The sequence below is a fragment of the Alkalibacterium indicireducens genome (assembly GCF_039522005.1).
GTDB lineage: Bacteria > Bacillota > Bacilli > Lactobacillales > Carnobacteriaceae_A > Alkalibacterium > Alkalibacterium indicireducens.
In genome coordinates this window covers 1-16528 of record NZ_BAAADA010000071.1, presented here as the reverse complement: position 1 = coordinate 16528, position 16528 = coordinate 1, and the positions used below count along the sequence as shown (strand labels likewise).

The following is a 16528-nucleotide window of genomic DNA, read 5'->3' as shown; positions in this document are numbered from 1 at the left end:
GAGGGAAAACTCAAAAGAGAAAACCCTAAATCCACTTATATAGAGCATCTATAGTTTCCTAGGTGTCTCAATACAAATAAGGAGGGAAAGGAACCAATGGCTGAAATCGTCATAATCTACACATCTGAAACAGGGATGACGAAACAGTATGCAAAATGGATCAGTAAGGAACTTGACAGTGACTGTCTGGTTCTAGAAGAAGTGAAGGCTGAAGAATTTTTGCATGCTGACCTGATTGTCTTTGGAGCAGGTATACGAGCTGGACGCATGCGTAAGCTCAAATCCTTTCATTCTAAAATGAATAAATCAGGATGGTCTGGACCGGTTGTATACTTTGCTACTGGGGGAGCACCATACGACGAACAGACTGTCAGGGCTATCGTTGCCAACAGTTTTCATTCATCAGAAACATCTTCAGTACCTTTTCACTATTTTGAGAGCGGATTGAACTTTGAAAAAATGAAGATAAGATCCAGAGCCATAATGAGAGTGTATAAAATGATAATGGATGGGAAAAAGGAGAAGTCAGAAGCAGCAATGGGGACAAGACAAGCTTTGAATGGATCCTACGACCATTCCAGCCCGGACTATATTCGTCCCCTGATCAAAGATGTTCATAAAAGGATAAATGTCTGATTTTACAAGCTGAAATGGAATCAAAACACTCATTAGAAGGGCCGCTAGGAGACCTTTCTCATGAGTGTTTTTTTATAAAAAATCAGTAAGCTTTTCAAGTTCATCGAGCTGATCATGTGTATCTGAATAAATCCTGGTCAGTCTGTATCAGGCTGAGCGGAAATATGGCTAGTAAAAGTACTATATAGTGTCTACTGAACAAACGATAATTTTTCAAAAGAGCTGGCTTCGGACTGATAAAAAAGTTCTATTGGAGCTAAAAAGACCTCTCGAAAAATGGCGCAAAGAAAGTCCCTTTGAATTTTGGACAGATTCAAAGAAACGATCGATAAAGCGATCGATGTTAAGGTTGTCGTAGCTAACCGTGTGCGAATCAAGCCCAATCCATGGCATCTTTTGGCAAGGCTGAATTCTCGTTCGATTTGGATGCGGTCACGATTATCTTGACTTTCCACTTGTTTATCCACTGTTTGATCTTTTTTTGGTCTTCCTAACTTCGGACCGGAAAGACGGATAGTATGCTTCTTACAAAACGCTCGGTTCTCACGCGTTCGGTAAATTTGATCTACCAGAACACGCTCCGGATAATGACCCGTACGCTCTTTATACCGTTTTACCGCTGGGATTAAATCTACAGATTCATTAAATGCTTCAAACGACAGCCGTTCAATACGAAGGAACCCAGCCGCTTGGCTGATGTCTACCTTCGCTCCAAACTCAGTGGGTGTTTTGGCTTTTCCACGCACGATAGGACGAAGATAGGGTTGACTGAAACTGACAATCCGATTCGGAACACTGTGGGTTTTGTTTTGATACATGTAGTCCTGTTGTTCAAAGAAACGTTGGATGATATAGAAGCGGATGGCCTGTTCTTCCGTTAATACAGCACCCTGTTCTTGAAGGTGTTCTATGTAACGGATATCTCGCTTCACATAGCCTAATTGCTTCCGGATGGCGGCACGAATGATTTTTTTCGATTTCTTTTTCTTCTTAGCGATTCTCAAGTAATCTTTGCGGGCTTTGCGGCGATACATACGTGGCTTAGGTGATCCATACGTTTCACACAGGTCGTCCACGATTTTTTCTGCATGAAGGCGGGCATCATTCAATAAGACGATATCTTGGGGAAACTTGATATAAGAAGGCGCACACGTGGCATCAATCATTAAGGTGCCTTTGTTTGAAGGCGTCTCGTCTTCTCCTTGAGTCTTTTGTTGGCTCTCAGAGTCACCATCAGAAAGAGTATCACTTTGATTACCGTCGTCATCATCATCGTCTTCTTCGTGGAAGGCCAGGAGGCGTTCGTTGATATGAGCCAATTTCTCTGCGGTTAATCGCTTGCGGAAATGAACCAAACTTGAGGAATCGAATGGCTTTTCATCTTGATAACCAGGCAGACCAATGAAGTACTGCAGGTAGGGATTTTCTTGAATTTGAAGAACCAATTCTTCATCAGAATAGTCGTATTCCTTCTGAATCAACAGGGAACCAAACGCCATGCGGAAAGGTTTGGCAACATTGCCTTTTTCACTTTTGAATAATGAGGCATATTCTTCTTCTAGCTCTTCCCAAGGTAGGAGGCTCGCTTTTTGAACCCAACGGTTCTCTGGATTCATGGTGAGACCTAATGGTTGGTTAAAGCCATCAAATGTCAGTTGCGTGTGTGGACGTTTTTTGTACATATTCATCGCCTTCCCTATGTAAAAGTGCACGGTTTTATCACTCAATGATTAAAAAGCCTTGCACTTAGGATACCAAAAAACAGAAGTAAATGTTGGAATGACATTGTTTTAGAATTGTTCAGTATACACTATATAGACATGAAATTAGATGCAAAACCTGCCTCATACTGGTATGATATAAGAAATTAAATAACAACTCATATAGAGTAGTTCAAATTGTTTATGTACAAGTTAATGAAGGAGAATGACCGGTGGTTAATAAAGAAGAAGGGTTTGCATTATTCAAAGGCAGAAGAGCTGTTCTCGCAACGATGCATAAAAAAGAGCAAGTCATCGCTCCAGTTATGGAGAGTGAGCTGGGGATTCATATCCAAGTGCCGGAAGGTTTTGACTCTGATCGTTACGGAACCTTTACTGGAGAAATAGAGCGAACGGGAAACCAGCTGGAAGCGGCCAGGCTTAAAGCTGAAGCTGCAATAGAATTAACTGGATGCACCTTGGCTGTGTCGAGTGAAGGATCTTTTGGCCCGCACCCGATGATTCCTTTTCTACCGTGCAACCGTGAAGTTGTAATGCTGTTAGATAAAGTTCAGAACCTGGAAATCATTGGAACAGCAATTACGACACATACCTATTTTAAACATAAAGTAATTTCGAGCTTTGAAGAAGCCTGCAGCTTTGCTGAATCAGTTGAATTTCCAGATACTGGAATCGTAGTTAAAGTAAAGGAACAGTCCGTAGACCCGGACGATATGATAAAAGGCATCACCTCCACGGACCAGCTGAAGGAAGCTGTGCAGAAGGCATTGACTAAGTCATCAGATGGGACGATATTCATTGAAACAGATGTAAGGGCAATGTATAATCCCAAGCGTATGAAGAACATCGAAGCAGCTACACGAGACCTGGTAAAAAATATTCTTTCCACTTGTCCTGCATGTGAATGGCCAGGATACAAAGCAGTCAGCAGCAAAAAAGGGCTCCCTTGTGAATGGTGCAGACGGCCTACAGGACTTACCCTCTCGCTGAAATATGAATGCACAAAGTGTGGATATAATAAAGAACAACTTTATCCAGAAGGAATAGAACAAGCTGATCCAGGTCAATGCAGTTACTGCAATCCTTAAACAGCTTGAAAGATAGTTGAGGTATCTTCTTTAAAACTAGGTGGTTTAAAGAAGATACCTCAAAATATAATAGAAGTAAAGAGTACGCGACACCTATATATCGGAGGCGACAGACATGAGTAAGTTTGGATGGGCTTACATCGGCTGTGGGGGCATTGCCAGAACTACGGCCAGCGAACTTGTACAGACAGATGACAATAAAATTGTAGCAGCATGGAACAGAACAAAGGAGAAAGCCGAGGGTTTTGTAAAAGACTTTGGAGGAAGAGTTTATGACACAGCCGAAGAGGCGATTATGGCCGATGGTGTCGAAGGCGTGTATGTTAACGTCAATGGTGATCAGCACGCCTATTACACTAAACTGGCGATCGACCTTGGGAAGCCTGTACTGTGTGAAAAGCCATTTACCTTCAATGAAAAGGATACAAAGGAGCTGCTTGGTTATGCAGCTGAAAAAGGAGTATATGTTTCAGAAGCCATGTGGACCTGGCACAATGATACTGCCTTGAAAGTCAAAGAATGGGTGGACGCGGGAGCTATAGGAGACATCGTGTCCTCAGATAGTGCGTTCGCCGTGCCTTTACTCAAACTGACAGATAATCCCAGACTGACGACTGCATCCATGCTGGGTGGAGCCTTGATGGATCTAGGCGTTTACAATGTCAGATATGCCTACGAACTGTTTGGAAAACCAGATCGAATCGACTGCGAAGCAGATATGCACGAGGTCGATCATTCGGAAGAGATCACCTTCCATTACCCTGACTTTAAAGCCACCATGCATGTCTCGATGTCAGAAGAGGGCGGCCACTTCTTTGAGGTGACCGGAACGAAAGGCTCGATTACTGTTCCTAAATTCCATATGGCAAAGGAAGCTGTGCTGAAGACAGACGATGGAGAAGAGCGATTCGAAACGGACGAGCTGCTCTATGGAAAGCAATTCTCAAACGTTGCTGAAGAAATCCGTTCAGGCAGAAAAGAAGGCGAAAAGATATCGGCGCACAGTACAGTCGAAGTCATGAGTCTGCTGGACGAATGCCGCAGACAGATGGGGCTCGTGTATCCGCAGGAAAAGACGGGAAATTAATCAGGACAATGAATAGTTAGAAAGGATGGGACCATGTCAAAAAAGCCGTACTTAGCAGCATTATCACTGTTACTGGCATCAACGATCGCTCTATCGGGATGTGAGCAGGACCAGGAGGATGTAAACCAGGAAGACGCAAATGAGATTCAGGAGAACGAACCTGAGGAAACTGACGAACAGAATGATGCAGACACTGACGATGAACAGGAAGGTGCGGAATCGGAAGAGTCTGTAGATACAGAAGAAGACGAGTCAGAAGAAGCAGAGGAAGAGGAGGCAGCATCTATTTTTGGTCTCCAGGAAGATTTGGTATACATCAGTGCTGACCGTCTGAGTGTCAGAGCAGACAGCAGTGAAGACAGCGAATCCCGTGGGAGCCTGTCCAAAGGAAATGAAGTGCGTGTACTGGATGAAGTGGAAAACGACGATGCGACCTGGTATCAGATTGCTCATCATAATTCGGATGTGAATGAGGGCTGGGTCTCTGCGGAATTTACGGTTAGTGATCTGAATGAGCTGCATGTGTCGACCAATTTTGATGATAAAGAGATGAATGAATTCTTCACCTCGCCGACCTTGTTCGAAGACAATCGAGTGGTTGCTTATTATGGCCACCCTAATTCAGAAATTATGGGCATCGTCGGGCGTCATTCTTTTGAAGATCTGATCGATCTGCTTGAAGAAACGACTCAGGCCTATGATGATGCTGATGAAGACAAAGGAGCGGTACCTGCCATCTATCTTGTCTACGGTACGGTTCAGCCTGGAGGCGTCGTTCATAAGATGAATTACGATCTGGTCATGTCCTACATCGAAGCGGCATATCAGCGAGGCGTCCTGGTTTATATCGATCATCAGATGGGACGCAACCATCCGACTTATTCAATTAATGAAATCCTGTCATTCTTGAGGTATCCGAATGTCCATCTGGCTCTCGACCCGGAGTGGCGGACGGAACGACCTATGCAGGAAGTGGGACACATTACTGGATCTGAACTGAATGGTGTGCAGGAAAGAATGCAGGAATACATTGAAACGCATGAGATTCAGGGAACGAGACAGTTTGTCTTCCATCAGTTTGTTGAAAAAATGATCGTCGATGTCGAAGATATATCAGCGGATTATGATCCGGTCCTTCTGGTCCACAATACTTCGGGATGGGGGGCACCTGAAGGCAAACGAGCGACACACGAAAAAGTTACCGAAGCCAGCGAGGTTCCATACAAAGGATTTAAACTCTGGTATCATTTCTCTGATCAGCCAGGCGTCCACTATGACAATCCGCTAATGACACCTGAAGAGGTTCTGGATCTCGATCCACAGCCAGGTCTGATCATTTACCAGTAATCTATCAGTTATACAAAGGGATTAACACTATAAGTAGATACCACCTATCAATCATCTAATCTCCATGGTATAATGCATCAGGAATCTAACGACTGGAACCTGATTAGGGGATGCCTTTAGATGCCTAATCTGGTCGTTACTCTATGGAGGTGTAAAGTAATGAATAAACGATGGACTATTGAAGAGATAAGAAAGTACGTAAACAACAATTCTGAAAGCACACTGCTGACCACGGAATACCGCGGGTTTTCTCAGAAACTGTCATTCAAATGTGCTTGTGGCAATACATTTGAAAAGACTTTTACAAAGTTTAAGAATAACGGGCAGCGCAAATGTGAGGTCTGCCAGCCACCCAAAACCTCTCGCTAAATCAATTATATTTCAAGCACTGATTTCATTTATAATGGAGTCAGTGCTTTTTGACACCAAGCCAATTAAATCTCTTTTTTCTTTGCTTCAATACTGGACATTTATAGATGAGGTGAATTCCCCCTAGTTTATGTCTTCTCAAGCATGTGACGACACCCGAAAACAGACATGTTTCCATCACACTTTGAACTTGAGAACTATCAAAATGTAAGTATAATTTGACAAATGAGCTGTAATCGTTAAAATAGATAGGGTTAGATAAAACGATTGTGATAAGCTGACCGTAATCAAAGAAATAATTAATCGATAAACTATGTTTAAAGTGAGAGGATTTAATATGAAAGAGAATTTCTGGAAAAACTTACCTAAACCCTTTTTTATTCTAGCGCCAATGGAAGACGTCACAGATGTCGTTTTCAGACATGTCATCGCTGAAGCAGGACGACCGGACGTCTTCTTTACTGAGTTCACGAACTCTGTCAGCTACTGTCATCCGGATGGCCGTGACAGTGTAAGAGGAAGACTGACATTCACTGAAGATGAACAGCCTCTGGTCGCTCATATTTGGGGAGACGAACCCAAGTATTTCCGTGAAATGAGTATCGGCATGGCTGAAGCAGGATTTGCCGGGATCGATATCAATATGGGCTGTCCTGTTCCAAACGTAGCCGGAAAAGGGAAAGGCAGCGGACTGATTCAGCGTCCTGAAGTGGCTGCAGAACTGATCGAAGCGGCGAAAGCAGGTGGGCTGCCTGTCAGTGTGAAAACACGTTTAGGCTACAGCAGACTCGATGAATGGCGCGAATGGATCGCTCATCTGCTGAGACAGGATATCGTGAATCTGTCGATCCACCTGCGCACAAAAAAAGAGATGAGTAAATACGATGCGCATTGGGAACTGATTCCTGAAATCAAAAAAATGCGTGACGAAATCGCACCGGATACTCTGCTGACGATTAATGGAGATATCATGGATCGCGAGATGGGACTCAAACTGGTAGAGAAAACAGGTGTCGATGGAGTTATGATCGGACGCGGAGTCTTTAAGAATCCGTTTGCTTTTGAAAAAGAAGCCAGAGAACACAGCAGTGAGGAAATGCTCGATCTGCTCAGATTGCATCTCGATTTATTCGACACTTACGGTGTGGAAGCAGGACGAGCGTTCAAACCGCTCCGTCGATTCTTCAAGATTTATGTCCGAGGGATGCGAGGAGCCAGTGAACTGAGACAACAGCTGATGGAAACAGTCACGACAGATGAAGTAAGAGTACTGCTAGATGAATTTGAAGACAGACTCAAGAGCTTTGAAGCTGAAGAAAGTGACCGGCCCGTAGAAAACCATGCATAACAGAGAGACTTTGCTGAAAAAGCAAAGTCTTTTTTATAATCAAGATCAGATGTATCAAATGACAGTCAGACTGGGGGAAGGTTAATGACCCATAAAGCAAGTTATTGTCTATTAGATGGAAATAAGTCTGGTCGAACATGCCAAAAAAATTTATATGGTCCATTCGGCACCCATATTAATTGACAACTGGAAGTGTTTCGCTTATGAGTCAGTTCAAATAGTTTCAGGGTCAGAGAGGCCCTGTCAAATTAATTATCGGGAGGAAAAAGTATGACAAGTTTAAGCGATACATACACCTTATCAAATGGTGTGAAGATCCCCATTCTAGGATATGGGACATGGCAAGTGACTGATCCTCAGGAGGCTGTTGATGGAGTAAAGAACGCAGTTAAAGTAGGCTATCGTCATATTGATACAGCTCAGATGTACCAGAATGAAGAATTTGTCGGTAAAGGAATCAAGGAAAGCGGTATCCCGCGTGAAGAGCTGTTTGTTACCAGCAAACTCAACAATATGAATCACGGCTACGACAGTGCCCGTAAGACAATAGAAGAATCACTGAAAAAACTTGATCTGGACTACCTGGACCTCTTTCTTATTCACTGGCCGGTTGTAAAAAATAACGGTGGAGACTGGAAACAGGATAATATTGACACATGGCGTGCGCTGGAAGACTTGTATGATGAAGGGAAACTTAAAGCGATCGGTGTCAGTAATTTTGCTGTCCCTCATCTGAACAATATTTTGGATAATTCCCGCATCAAGCCGATGGTCAATCAGATTCGTCTGCACCCAGGTGTTCTTCAGAAAGAAACCGTTAAGTTAAACCGTGAAAACGATATTGTCATCGAAGGGTGGTCACCCCTTTCTCCTATGAAATATTTAGGTGAAGATACGACTGTGCAAAAAATGACTGACAAGTACGGAAAATCCATTGCCCAGCTTTTATTGAGATGGGGTGTCCAGCATGGCTTTGTTACATTGACTAAATCTGTACATGCAGAACGGATTAAATCTAATGCTGATATCTTTGATTTTGAACTGACTGACGAAGAAATGACTTATTTTGATGGATTGACTTTCGATGAATTAAGCACACCAGAAGATTTTCAGGAAAGATAATAGGGTGATTATTTCTGTTAATGGTTAATTAAGTCAGAAATAAGACATTTTGAAAATTAATTAGGTTTTATTGCGATCATGTGTTACACTAGGTTTAACATATTGTAAGAGACATTTTACGAACTGTGTAATGCATTCCGAATTGGCCCTTAAGCAATCATGTAAATTTAAAGTGCTAAAGGCACGAGGAGGAATTTTATTATGGAAACAGGTACAGTAAAATGGTTTAACGCAGAAAAAGGTTTTGGATTTATCGAACGTGACGGAGCAGACGATGTATTCGTACACTTCTCAGCTATCCAAGAAGAAGGATTCAAATCTTTAGACGAAGGCCAAGCAGTAAACTTTGACATTGAAGAAGGCAACCGCGGACTTCAAGCAGCAAACGTTACTAAGGCTTAATAACCTAAACCAATATAGATGAAGGCAAGGCAGGACGATGAGTCCTGACCTTGTCTTTTTTTATTTCTGATAATATATATATGATATTGAATGGCAGGAGTATATAATTTTCAATTCAATCGATGTATATCAATGATCAGAGAGTGTTCAGAACAAGGGCAAAGACTGTAATACAATATGCTGTTATACGAAAAATAGATAGTTCATAATACAGTCACATGATATGATTATCTTTAAATTCCTCGTCAAACGTGTGAGGAGTTTTTTGGTAAAGGTTATGAATAACGGTAGAGTGAAAGTGAAGCAACTGAGTATTTTTATTCACGACAAAACTATATCAAGAATGGAAAATGATAAAACTTTTATTGTATTACTGCTTTAAACATGCTATTCTGATGAGCGATAATAATGGAGGGTTTATACATGATTAATAAATTTAAGTTCATATTTTTATCTTTACTGGGGTTCGTCTTTTTCCTAGTCCCATTTACTATCGGTGGAGAAAGACGTATTATGATTTCTCATATTATTTATCTGGTTACGGATAATATACTGGATTTATTCATAACATTTACAGCACTGTCGGCATGGATTGTTCTGATCGCCACAGTTGTGTTTCTGTTCTATACATCGGATAGCCGCTTTTTGAATGATATTTTCAAAACTACGCCGATCAATGTGGCATTGAGACTGATCGGATCCTTTTTATACTTAATGGTCGTTTATAGCTGGTTTGAAGGGAACGCACTTGCAGATATGATTCTGGATCCAGATACGGGAGGACTGATGGCAGGGGAAGATGGCCTCTTGACGACATTATATATCACGTTTTTTGTTGGTATTCTAGCACTGCCGTTACTCACTCATTTTGGAATCGTAGAGTTTGTCGGCATACTTCTAGGTCCCGTAGTTGAAAAACTGTTCAGAGTGCCTGGGTATTCACTGATCGATGCAATTGCTTCATTTGTTGGTGATGGGACGATAGGTATTGTCGTAACAGATAAACAGTATCAGAGGGGATACTATAACAAAAGAGAGGCCTACATTATTGCGACAAGCTTCTCCATAGTCGGTATCGCTTTTGCGGCGGCTGTTGCGGATCTTCTTGGCTTCAGTGCAATTTTTCCTATATTTTATGGATCGATCGCCGTTGTAACTCTGATCCTTGCTTTCATTACTGCCCGACTGCCGCTTAAGAAATTCGAGCCGGAATACTACAAAGGCATAGAGCCTAAATCAGTAGAAGTTCCTGAAGACAAATCGATCATGGAGCACTCATATGAGGCAGCGATCGAGCAGGCAGAACAGACCTCTATCAAAGGGGCACTTTTAGAGGCACTGAAAAACATTGTGGATATCTATGTGGGATTCTTGCCTATTATTATGGCAGTGGGAACAATCTCCCTTGTCATTGCAGAATATACACCATTCTTCGACTTCATCAGTGCACCGCTTGTGCCCGTTTATGATTTCCTTGGTTACAGCAGTGAAGTAGCTGCTCAAATGGCACCCGCTTCACTAGCAGGTTTTGCTGATATGTATCTTCCAGCACTGTTCATCAGTGGAGCAGAATCTGAAGCTGCCCGATTTTTCATCGGAGTGCTGGCCTTTACACAACTCGTCTTCATGTCAGAGACGGGCATGATTCTGGTTAAAACTAAAATTGGCCTGAACTTCTGGGATGTAGTCAAAGTCTTCTTATTCAGAACAGTTTTATCCATACCTGTCCTGCTTGTTCTTACAAATATTCTGGGCTGGATGGGAGTCATCTCGTTTTAAACACATAACAGACAAAAAGGGACACTTCTCGGTGAAGTGCCCTTTTTTTATTAGAGATAAATCACTTTTTCAGTTAAGGTATAGGAAGTATTAGCTTAAGTGATTCGAGAATAAAAAAATTTAGTTTTAGGGCACACGAGAGGAGGAGCAGAAGATGAGAGTATTCATTGCTATCGAGCTGGAAGAAGAGGTCAAAGAAAAGCTGGCTGAAATTCAGTCAAAAGTTAAAGTAACGGCTGAAAAGGGACGGTTTACAGCCGTTTCCAATTTTCATCTAACTCTTTACTTTATCGGAGAAGCTGACAGCGAAAGAATCGGTCAAATCAGCAAAGCGATCGATAAATGTGCTGAGCATAACGTGCCGTTTAAGCTTAGTCTTGGTAAACTGGGGTCTTTCAATAAACGAAGCAAGCGCATCATATGGGTTGGGGTCGATGGTGACATAAGACAGCTGAAAAAGGTCAACGAACAAATCAGTGACGTATTGAATGAAGAAGAGCAAACTGCTGAAAAAGGAGAGTATACGCCGCACATTACTTTGGGGAGACAGATCGTTTTCAGTCAGGATTTTGAGGAATGGAGTCAGAGCCAGCCTGTCCCACCTGTAGAAATTGAAGTCGATAAGATTTCTTTAATGGAAAGTACACGGCTGAATGGCGAGCTTATATACAGGCCTATATACGTCAAACCAGTTCGTAAAGACATAACAGAGTAAAAGCCCTCGTTGAGATCTGAACCCATCGCAGTGACATCGGCTGCGGAAAGAAACAGTTATACTAAATGGAAGTTCACCTAACTGAGAAGGTTCTGTAACCAGTTGCATCTGAGTGATATCGAATGAGAGAAAATAGGACATGACAGGGACTATGAACTCGGCTATACGATCTATGAATAGTGCAAATCCAAGCATGAGTATGCCTTGAATAAGATGAAGAAACCCATGATCAAGTTGAAACGTCTCAAGAGCCGAAAGTAATCTGTTTTTACATGCCGTATACTTGTCTTTCAATATTTTGATGAGGCAAAAAAAGAAGGGTCACTCCTTTCTGAAAGGGCATAAAATATTAATCTCCTTATGATTATTCTATCATAACGAATGTTATTATAATAAGGTTTACCCTCTATAGGTTTGGTTTATATATGAAAAGTTTATTTCATAGCATGTCAATTGACGTAAAATGTCTGTATACTTTAAGAAGTGATGTGAATATTGAAATCAAGTGATGTGTTCAAGTGTTTTAGAAAGTATTTTAAAGCGAGGAGATAGACTATGGATGGTACAAAACGCAGCAACATAAAACCAGGAGATAAAGTCAAAGTCGTGCAGAAGCAGGATCAGAGGTCAGGAAAATTGACAGAAGGGGTAGTCAGTAGATTACTGACCAAGTCGCCTACACATCCTCACGGAATCAAAGTGATGCTGGAAGATAAAGTGGTTGGTCGTGTGAAGGAAGTTATAAAATAAATAGGATACGAAAAATCTGCCAGTTTATGGCAGATTTTTTTAATTCAGCTTAATGAACATACTTAAGTTTACATGGAACAGGGCAGTGAACTACCCACCACTTAAATCCTCCGGATTTTGAAGTGGGGGCTTCCTACGAACTCCATTCTTGTCTGCACAGGTTTCATGCAGACAGAGGAATCGGATATGGGTAGGCTCAAAAGGCAGTCCCTGCCTCATAGGTTTTCTTTTACTTGGCTAACGCCAAGGAATACTCAGTAGGCTTGGTTGTCGCCTATATAGACTTGGTTATCGTCTATATATAAAGTATACCAAATGAGAATGACATTAACCACTTCAAGCTATCGCTTGACCGAAATTCATCTCCCACTTTCACTGGTGCTTCGCACCCATACGCTTAGAAGTGGGAGACTTCTTTCGGAATTACGTTAAACTGATAATTCTAGAAGTGCAATTATATCCCTAAAAACATGCATTATGATTACAGTTTTTATTTTTCCAATGTATAATAGAAGTAGGAATAAAAACAAATGTAATGGTTCGTGAGATAAGAGAATGACTTACTTGCAGGTGACTCAACTTATTGACGAATTGCCCTCAACCATAGTCAACATTAACAAGTCTGATCATTACCCGATAGTTCATCTGTACGTTCTGTATAAAAAGGATGTGAGAGTATGAAACAGGAGTCAGTTAAACTCATCAATCCATTCAGGTTTACTCTTGAGCCGATGGAAAGGCTGCTTCAAATCAACTTTGAAAAAGATCCGGACACTTTTTATATCGGGTTTGAGCCTCAATATTATAACGATAGTACCTATGGAAGAGGACATGTTATTTTGGGGTGGAGGACGGACGGTAAGATCGATGTCTATTATCAGCCTTCTCTTAGAATTGAGAACAAGACATATGACACTTTCGGCAAAGGGCTGAATGAGAAAATAGAATGTGCTTTTGATGTTGCATCCTTTGATATCGGCCATAAAGGTGTTCAGGTTTTATATCGTTTTACTGATAAGTATGGCAGAAAAATCAAATTGAAGATACACGAAAAAAACTTCAAAAAACGCTCGCCATTTAATCTGCTTGCACCAGTGGGAGCATCTTCTCAGACTCCCTCCTATCTTCCCCTCGTATATCTGTTCGATTTCTATTTTGTTCGAAAAAATCATACGGTCGTTGACATTCATATTGGCGAGCAGTCACATAAATTGGATAATCTCCCGGTTACGATGGATGGGATGCGAATGTACTTCAGCCGCTACAGCGCCAAACCGTTGATTGTTAAATTCAACCCATATTCAGATGAGCATATGTCTGTTATGTCGTTAAATGAGAGAGAGGAAACGGTAAGAACTAAAGACTGTATTCTTGAACTGAACTGGCAGGAATCAAGTCCAGCTATTCGTACCCTGAGATACCCTACTCCTATTTATCCAGTTCAACTGTCATTTGTTCCCCCTTTTCCTGATATATTGACGATGGAGCATAATAAAGTGAAAGAAGGAATTTTTCAGATCAGTTGTCATCCTTCTCTGGGTTTGCTGATTGGAAGGTATCGTGTGATTAAAAGAGAAAACAGTGTAAAGATTAAGTGCTGCCCTACTGAAGGATGGTCTCCGATACCAGAAAAATGGTCGTTGCGCTTCTTGTATAGGCGTGAACCTGTTTATCGGGAATGGCCGATGTCATATGAATGGAAAGCATTCATAGATGAACGTTCACCTTTGAACTTCTATATGCGTTCGAGCTGGAAAAGACTGAAACGCTGAAGGGTTGAAAACAGCAGACACATCTGTGGATGCAGCTGAATCAACCAGGCAGACAATCGCCTTGTTCGCTATCGGGTACATCGATGGCTCCAAGTGAAGTTGCCTTAAAAAAACTGTATTGTTCTTTCTTCAATCCACCCAGAGTTTTAAATATAGAAGAGAATACTGCTATAACTGATAGGTTTGGTCTAGCAGCTGAAATTGCAAGAAAGGCTGGCTTTACGGGTGTTCAGATTCATGCTGCCCATGGGGATCAGATACTATGAGCAGCAGATAAGTCGTCTCGCTGACGGGCTGGATCCGCTGTACAATGAGAATGGATGGAAACCGATATAGAACAATTTAATCAGACATGGACATAATGAATGTGCTGGTCTTAATTTGTCCATTTATGGAACAAACTGAATTTTAGGTATATCCATTTAGTTTATTATAAAATAGAACAAGGTAGAATGTAATAGAGAAGACAGGTAATTTATGGTATTGTATACCTATTGTGATAGATATTAAAAGAATAAAAAGGAGCATACAATTGACATACAAACAGTTCAGACTATCTACTAGTATTCTGATGAGCTTGTTTCTTCTTAATGGATGTACAGATAACGATTCCGAAGAGGAACTTGGAGAAATAGTTGAAGAAATGCCTCAGGAAGAGACTAAGGATAATGATGAAGCAGAAATTAATGATGGAGAAAACAATGAAACTGAAGAAGGAACTCAATTTGAAGAAGATGAGGATGTTGAGTCTGATGAACCTGTCATCACTATTGATATGGAAGAGGACCTGCTTGATCCTGACAGCATAAAAGTCCTGGTCAATAAGCAGTATGCCCTTCCGGAAGACTATTCCCCAGATGATCTTGTCCCTTTGGACTTACCGACAGTTTTTGACGATCCTAATTTAACTAATATGAGAGAGAGAGCTGCACAGGCTTTAAGAGAAATGTTTTATTCTGCAAATGATGAGGGGATAGTACTTTATGCTCGTTCAGGTTATCGATCATATCAGACTCAAACACAATTATTTGATCGATATGTAGATAGAGATGGTCTCGAAGCGGCTAATCGCTACAGCGCTCGGCCAGGTGAAAGTGAACATCAGACTGGTTTGGCAATAGATGTAACGAGCGAAAGTGTAAATTTTAAGCTGACTGAAAGATTTGGTGAAACACCGGAAGGGCTATGGGTGGAAGAACATGCCCATGAGTTCGGTTATATTATCAGATACCCGGAAGGGAAGGAAGAGATTACAGGTTATCAGTATGAGCCTTGGCACTTAAGATACTTAGGAGAAGAACTGGCAGGGGACATTGCAGAAAGTGGACTGACTTATGAGGAATACCTTCTGGAAATAGGGATAGATATTGATATCGAAAAATAGTCGCAGTAAGCAGAAAAAAGATGGGAGGCTGACAATAGCTGGGCTTGTTTTAATCTTCATTTGAGTTTACAGACACAGACCGTCAGCGTATTCAGCGATCTCTTGATGAAACCACAATACGTCTGGAATTGACTGATTAACATAAAAAATGCTTCAGACCGCGTACAGGTCCTGAAGCATTTTTGAATAGAATATATTCAAAAAAAAGTGTCAGATTGATCTGACACTTTAAATCTGTCACGATCAGTCAGATTCATTGTCAGAAGAAAATCTAGCAGGTCTTTAGTGGCATCTTCGGTCGTTAATATAATCGAATCAGTGACTTTGTGCAGATAGTCTCTATGAGTAAAATAATCAGTGACCATGCTATTCAGGTGTTTAAGTATATCCAAGGAAATACGCTGTTTACTGATGGTACATACTGGGCATGCCGTATCATTACCTCCAATTCGTTCTGTTTATATTTTTGCATAATATTTACCCCAGTACTCATTTTTATAAAAAAAGAAGAGACTCCTCACTGTGCGTACGGAGCCTTTTCTTAATAATAAGTAGCAATGAAGAGGGAATTAAGCTACCTACCTCTTCTACCAGTGATCATATTAAAGATAAATACAATCAGGGCAATAACAAGCAGGATATGAACCAGACCACCAGCGATTTCAAATACAAGTCCCAGGATCCAGAATAAAATCAAAAGTCCAATAAGTGTCCACAACATTATTAACTCACTCCTTTATTTTTATAAATTGAGTATAACAGAGGAGAACGACACATGTATAATGATATGCTCGAATTATTAAATATACAGGAAGATCACTTGAAATCAGAAGGTATCAGCTGTTCATTCACAACATTAGTGAAATAAATCGATCAGTGATAGACTATATGTATAACACCTGTATGAGGAGAATCTTATGAGTATTGGATACGCCTGTTTAACGTAATTCCGAAAGAAGTCTCCCACTTCTAAACGTATGGGTACGAAGCACCAGTGAAAGTGGGAGA

At 41.2% G+C, this 16528-nt stretch carries 16 protein-coding genes; 14 read left to right on the top strand and 2 right to left on the bottom strand.

Translation table 11 applies throughout. From position 1 onward, the window contains the following. Positions 1-96 precede the first annotated feature (96 nt). Entirely contained in the window at positions 97-636 is a 540-nt protein-coding gene (locus tag ABFX15_RS04495; RefSeq protein ID WP_346024300.1) for a flavodoxin family protein, read from the top strand. Between the two features lie 191 nt (positions 637-827). Here ABFX15_RS04495 and ABFX15_RS04490 read toward each other — a convergent pair whose 3' ends face one another. After that, positions 828-2318: an IS5 family transposase gene (locus ABFX15_RS04490; RefSeq protein WP_428830600.1), complete on the bottom strand. Its 1491-nt coding sequence runs from the start codon at positions 2316-2318 to the stop codon at positions 828-830. Positions 2319-2569: 251 nt separating this feature from the next. Here ABFX15_RS04490 and ABFX15_RS04485 point away from each other — a divergent pair, with 251 nt between their 5' ends. The 13 genes from ABFX15_RS04485 to ABFX15_RS04430 all read left to right on the top strand — a co-directional run bounded on the left by ABFX15_RS04485 (position 2570) and on the right by ABFX15_RS04430 (position 15520). Next, positions 2570-3445: a DUF6671 family protein gene (locus tag ABFX15_RS04485; protein WP_346024298.1), complete on the top strand. Its 876-nt coding sequence runs from the start codon at positions 2570-2572 to the stop codon at positions 3443-3445. Positions 3446-3560: 115 nt separating this feature from the next. Further along, entirely contained in the window at positions 3561-4532 is a 972-nt protein-coding gene (locus ABFX15_RS04480) for a Gfo/Idh/MocA family protein (RefSeq protein WP_346024297.1), read from the top strand. Positions 4533-4565: 33 nt separating this feature from the next. Further along, positions 4566-5879: an SH3 domain-containing protein gene (locus ABFX15_RS04475; RefSeq protein ID WP_346024296.1), complete on the top strand. Its 1314-nt coding sequence runs from the start codon at positions 4566-4568 to the stop codon at positions 5877-5879. A 159-nt stretch (positions 5880-6038) separates the two neighbouring features. Then, positions 6039-6248 carry a hypothetical protein gene (locus ABFX15_RS04470; RefSeq protein WP_346024295.1) on the top strand — a complete coding sequence of 70 codons (210 nt, stop codon included), beginning with the start codon at positions 6039-6041 and terminating at the stop codon, positions 6246-6248. 337 nt (positions 6249-6585) lie between these two features. Then, entirely contained in the window at positions 6586-7596 is a 1011-nt protein-coding gene (locus ABFX15_RS04465; protein ID WP_346024294.1) for a tRNA dihydrouridine synthase, read from the top strand. 270 nt (positions 7597-7866) lie between these two features. Then, on the top strand, positions 7867-8718 hold the full coding sequence (locus tag ABFX15_RS04460; protein ID WP_346024293.1) for an aldo/keto reductase: 852 nt from the start codon (positions 7867-7869) through the stop codon (positions 8716-8718). A 201-nt stretch (positions 8719-8919) separates the two neighbouring features. After that, complete coding sequence (locus ABFX15_RS04455) at positions 8920-9120, top strand: cold-shock protein (protein ID WP_091266550.1); 201 nt, start codon at positions 8920-8922, stop codon at positions 9118-9120. Positions 9121-9543: 423 nt separating this feature from the next. Beyond that, complete coding sequence (locus tag ABFX15_RS04450; RefSeq protein WP_346024292.1) at positions 9544-10899, top strand: YjiH family protein; 1356 nt, start codon at positions 9544-9546, stop codon at positions 10897-10899. Between the two features lie 154 nt (positions 10900-11053). Continuing rightward, positions 11054-11614, top strand: coding sequence for an RNA 2',3'-cyclic phosphodiesterase (gene thpR / locus ABFX15_RS04445; RefSeq protein ID WP_346024291.1), 561 nt, complete (start codon positions 11054-11056; stop codon positions 11612-11614). Positions 11615-12169: 555 nt separating this feature from the next. Next, complete coding sequence (locus tag ABFX15_RS04440; RefSeq protein ID WP_346024290.1) at positions 12170-12364, top strand: YwbE family protein; 195 nt, start codon at positions 12170-12172, stop codon at positions 12362-12364. Positions 12365-13041: 677 nt separating this feature from the next. Further along, positions 13042-14136, top strand: a complete 1095-nt coding sequence (locus tag ABFX15_RS04435; protein WP_346024289.1) for a hypothetical protein — start codon at positions 13042-13044, stop codon at positions 14134-14136. 29 nt (positions 14137-14165) lie between these two features. After that, the gene (locus tag ABFX15_RS12155) at positions 14166-14402 is read left to right on the top strand and encodes a beta/alpha barrel domain-containing protein (protein ID WP_428830599.1); all 237 of its coding nucleotides are present in this window, start codon (positions 14166-14168) and stop codon (positions 14400-14402) included. Positions 14403-14668: 266 nt separating this feature from the next. Then, complete coding sequence (locus ABFX15_RS04430; protein ID WP_346024288.1) at positions 14669-15520, top strand: M15 family metallopeptidase; 852 nt, start codon at positions 14669-14671, stop codon at positions 15518-15520. A gap of 574 nt (positions 15521-16094) precedes the next feature. Here ABFX15_RS04430 and ABFX15_RS04425 read toward each other — a convergent pair. Next, positions 16095-16241, bottom strand: coding sequence for a lmo0937 family membrane protein (locus ABFX15_RS04425; protein WP_143009195.1), 147 nt, complete (start codon positions 16239-16241; stop codon positions 16095-16097). Positions 16242-16528 lie beyond the last annotated feature (287 nt).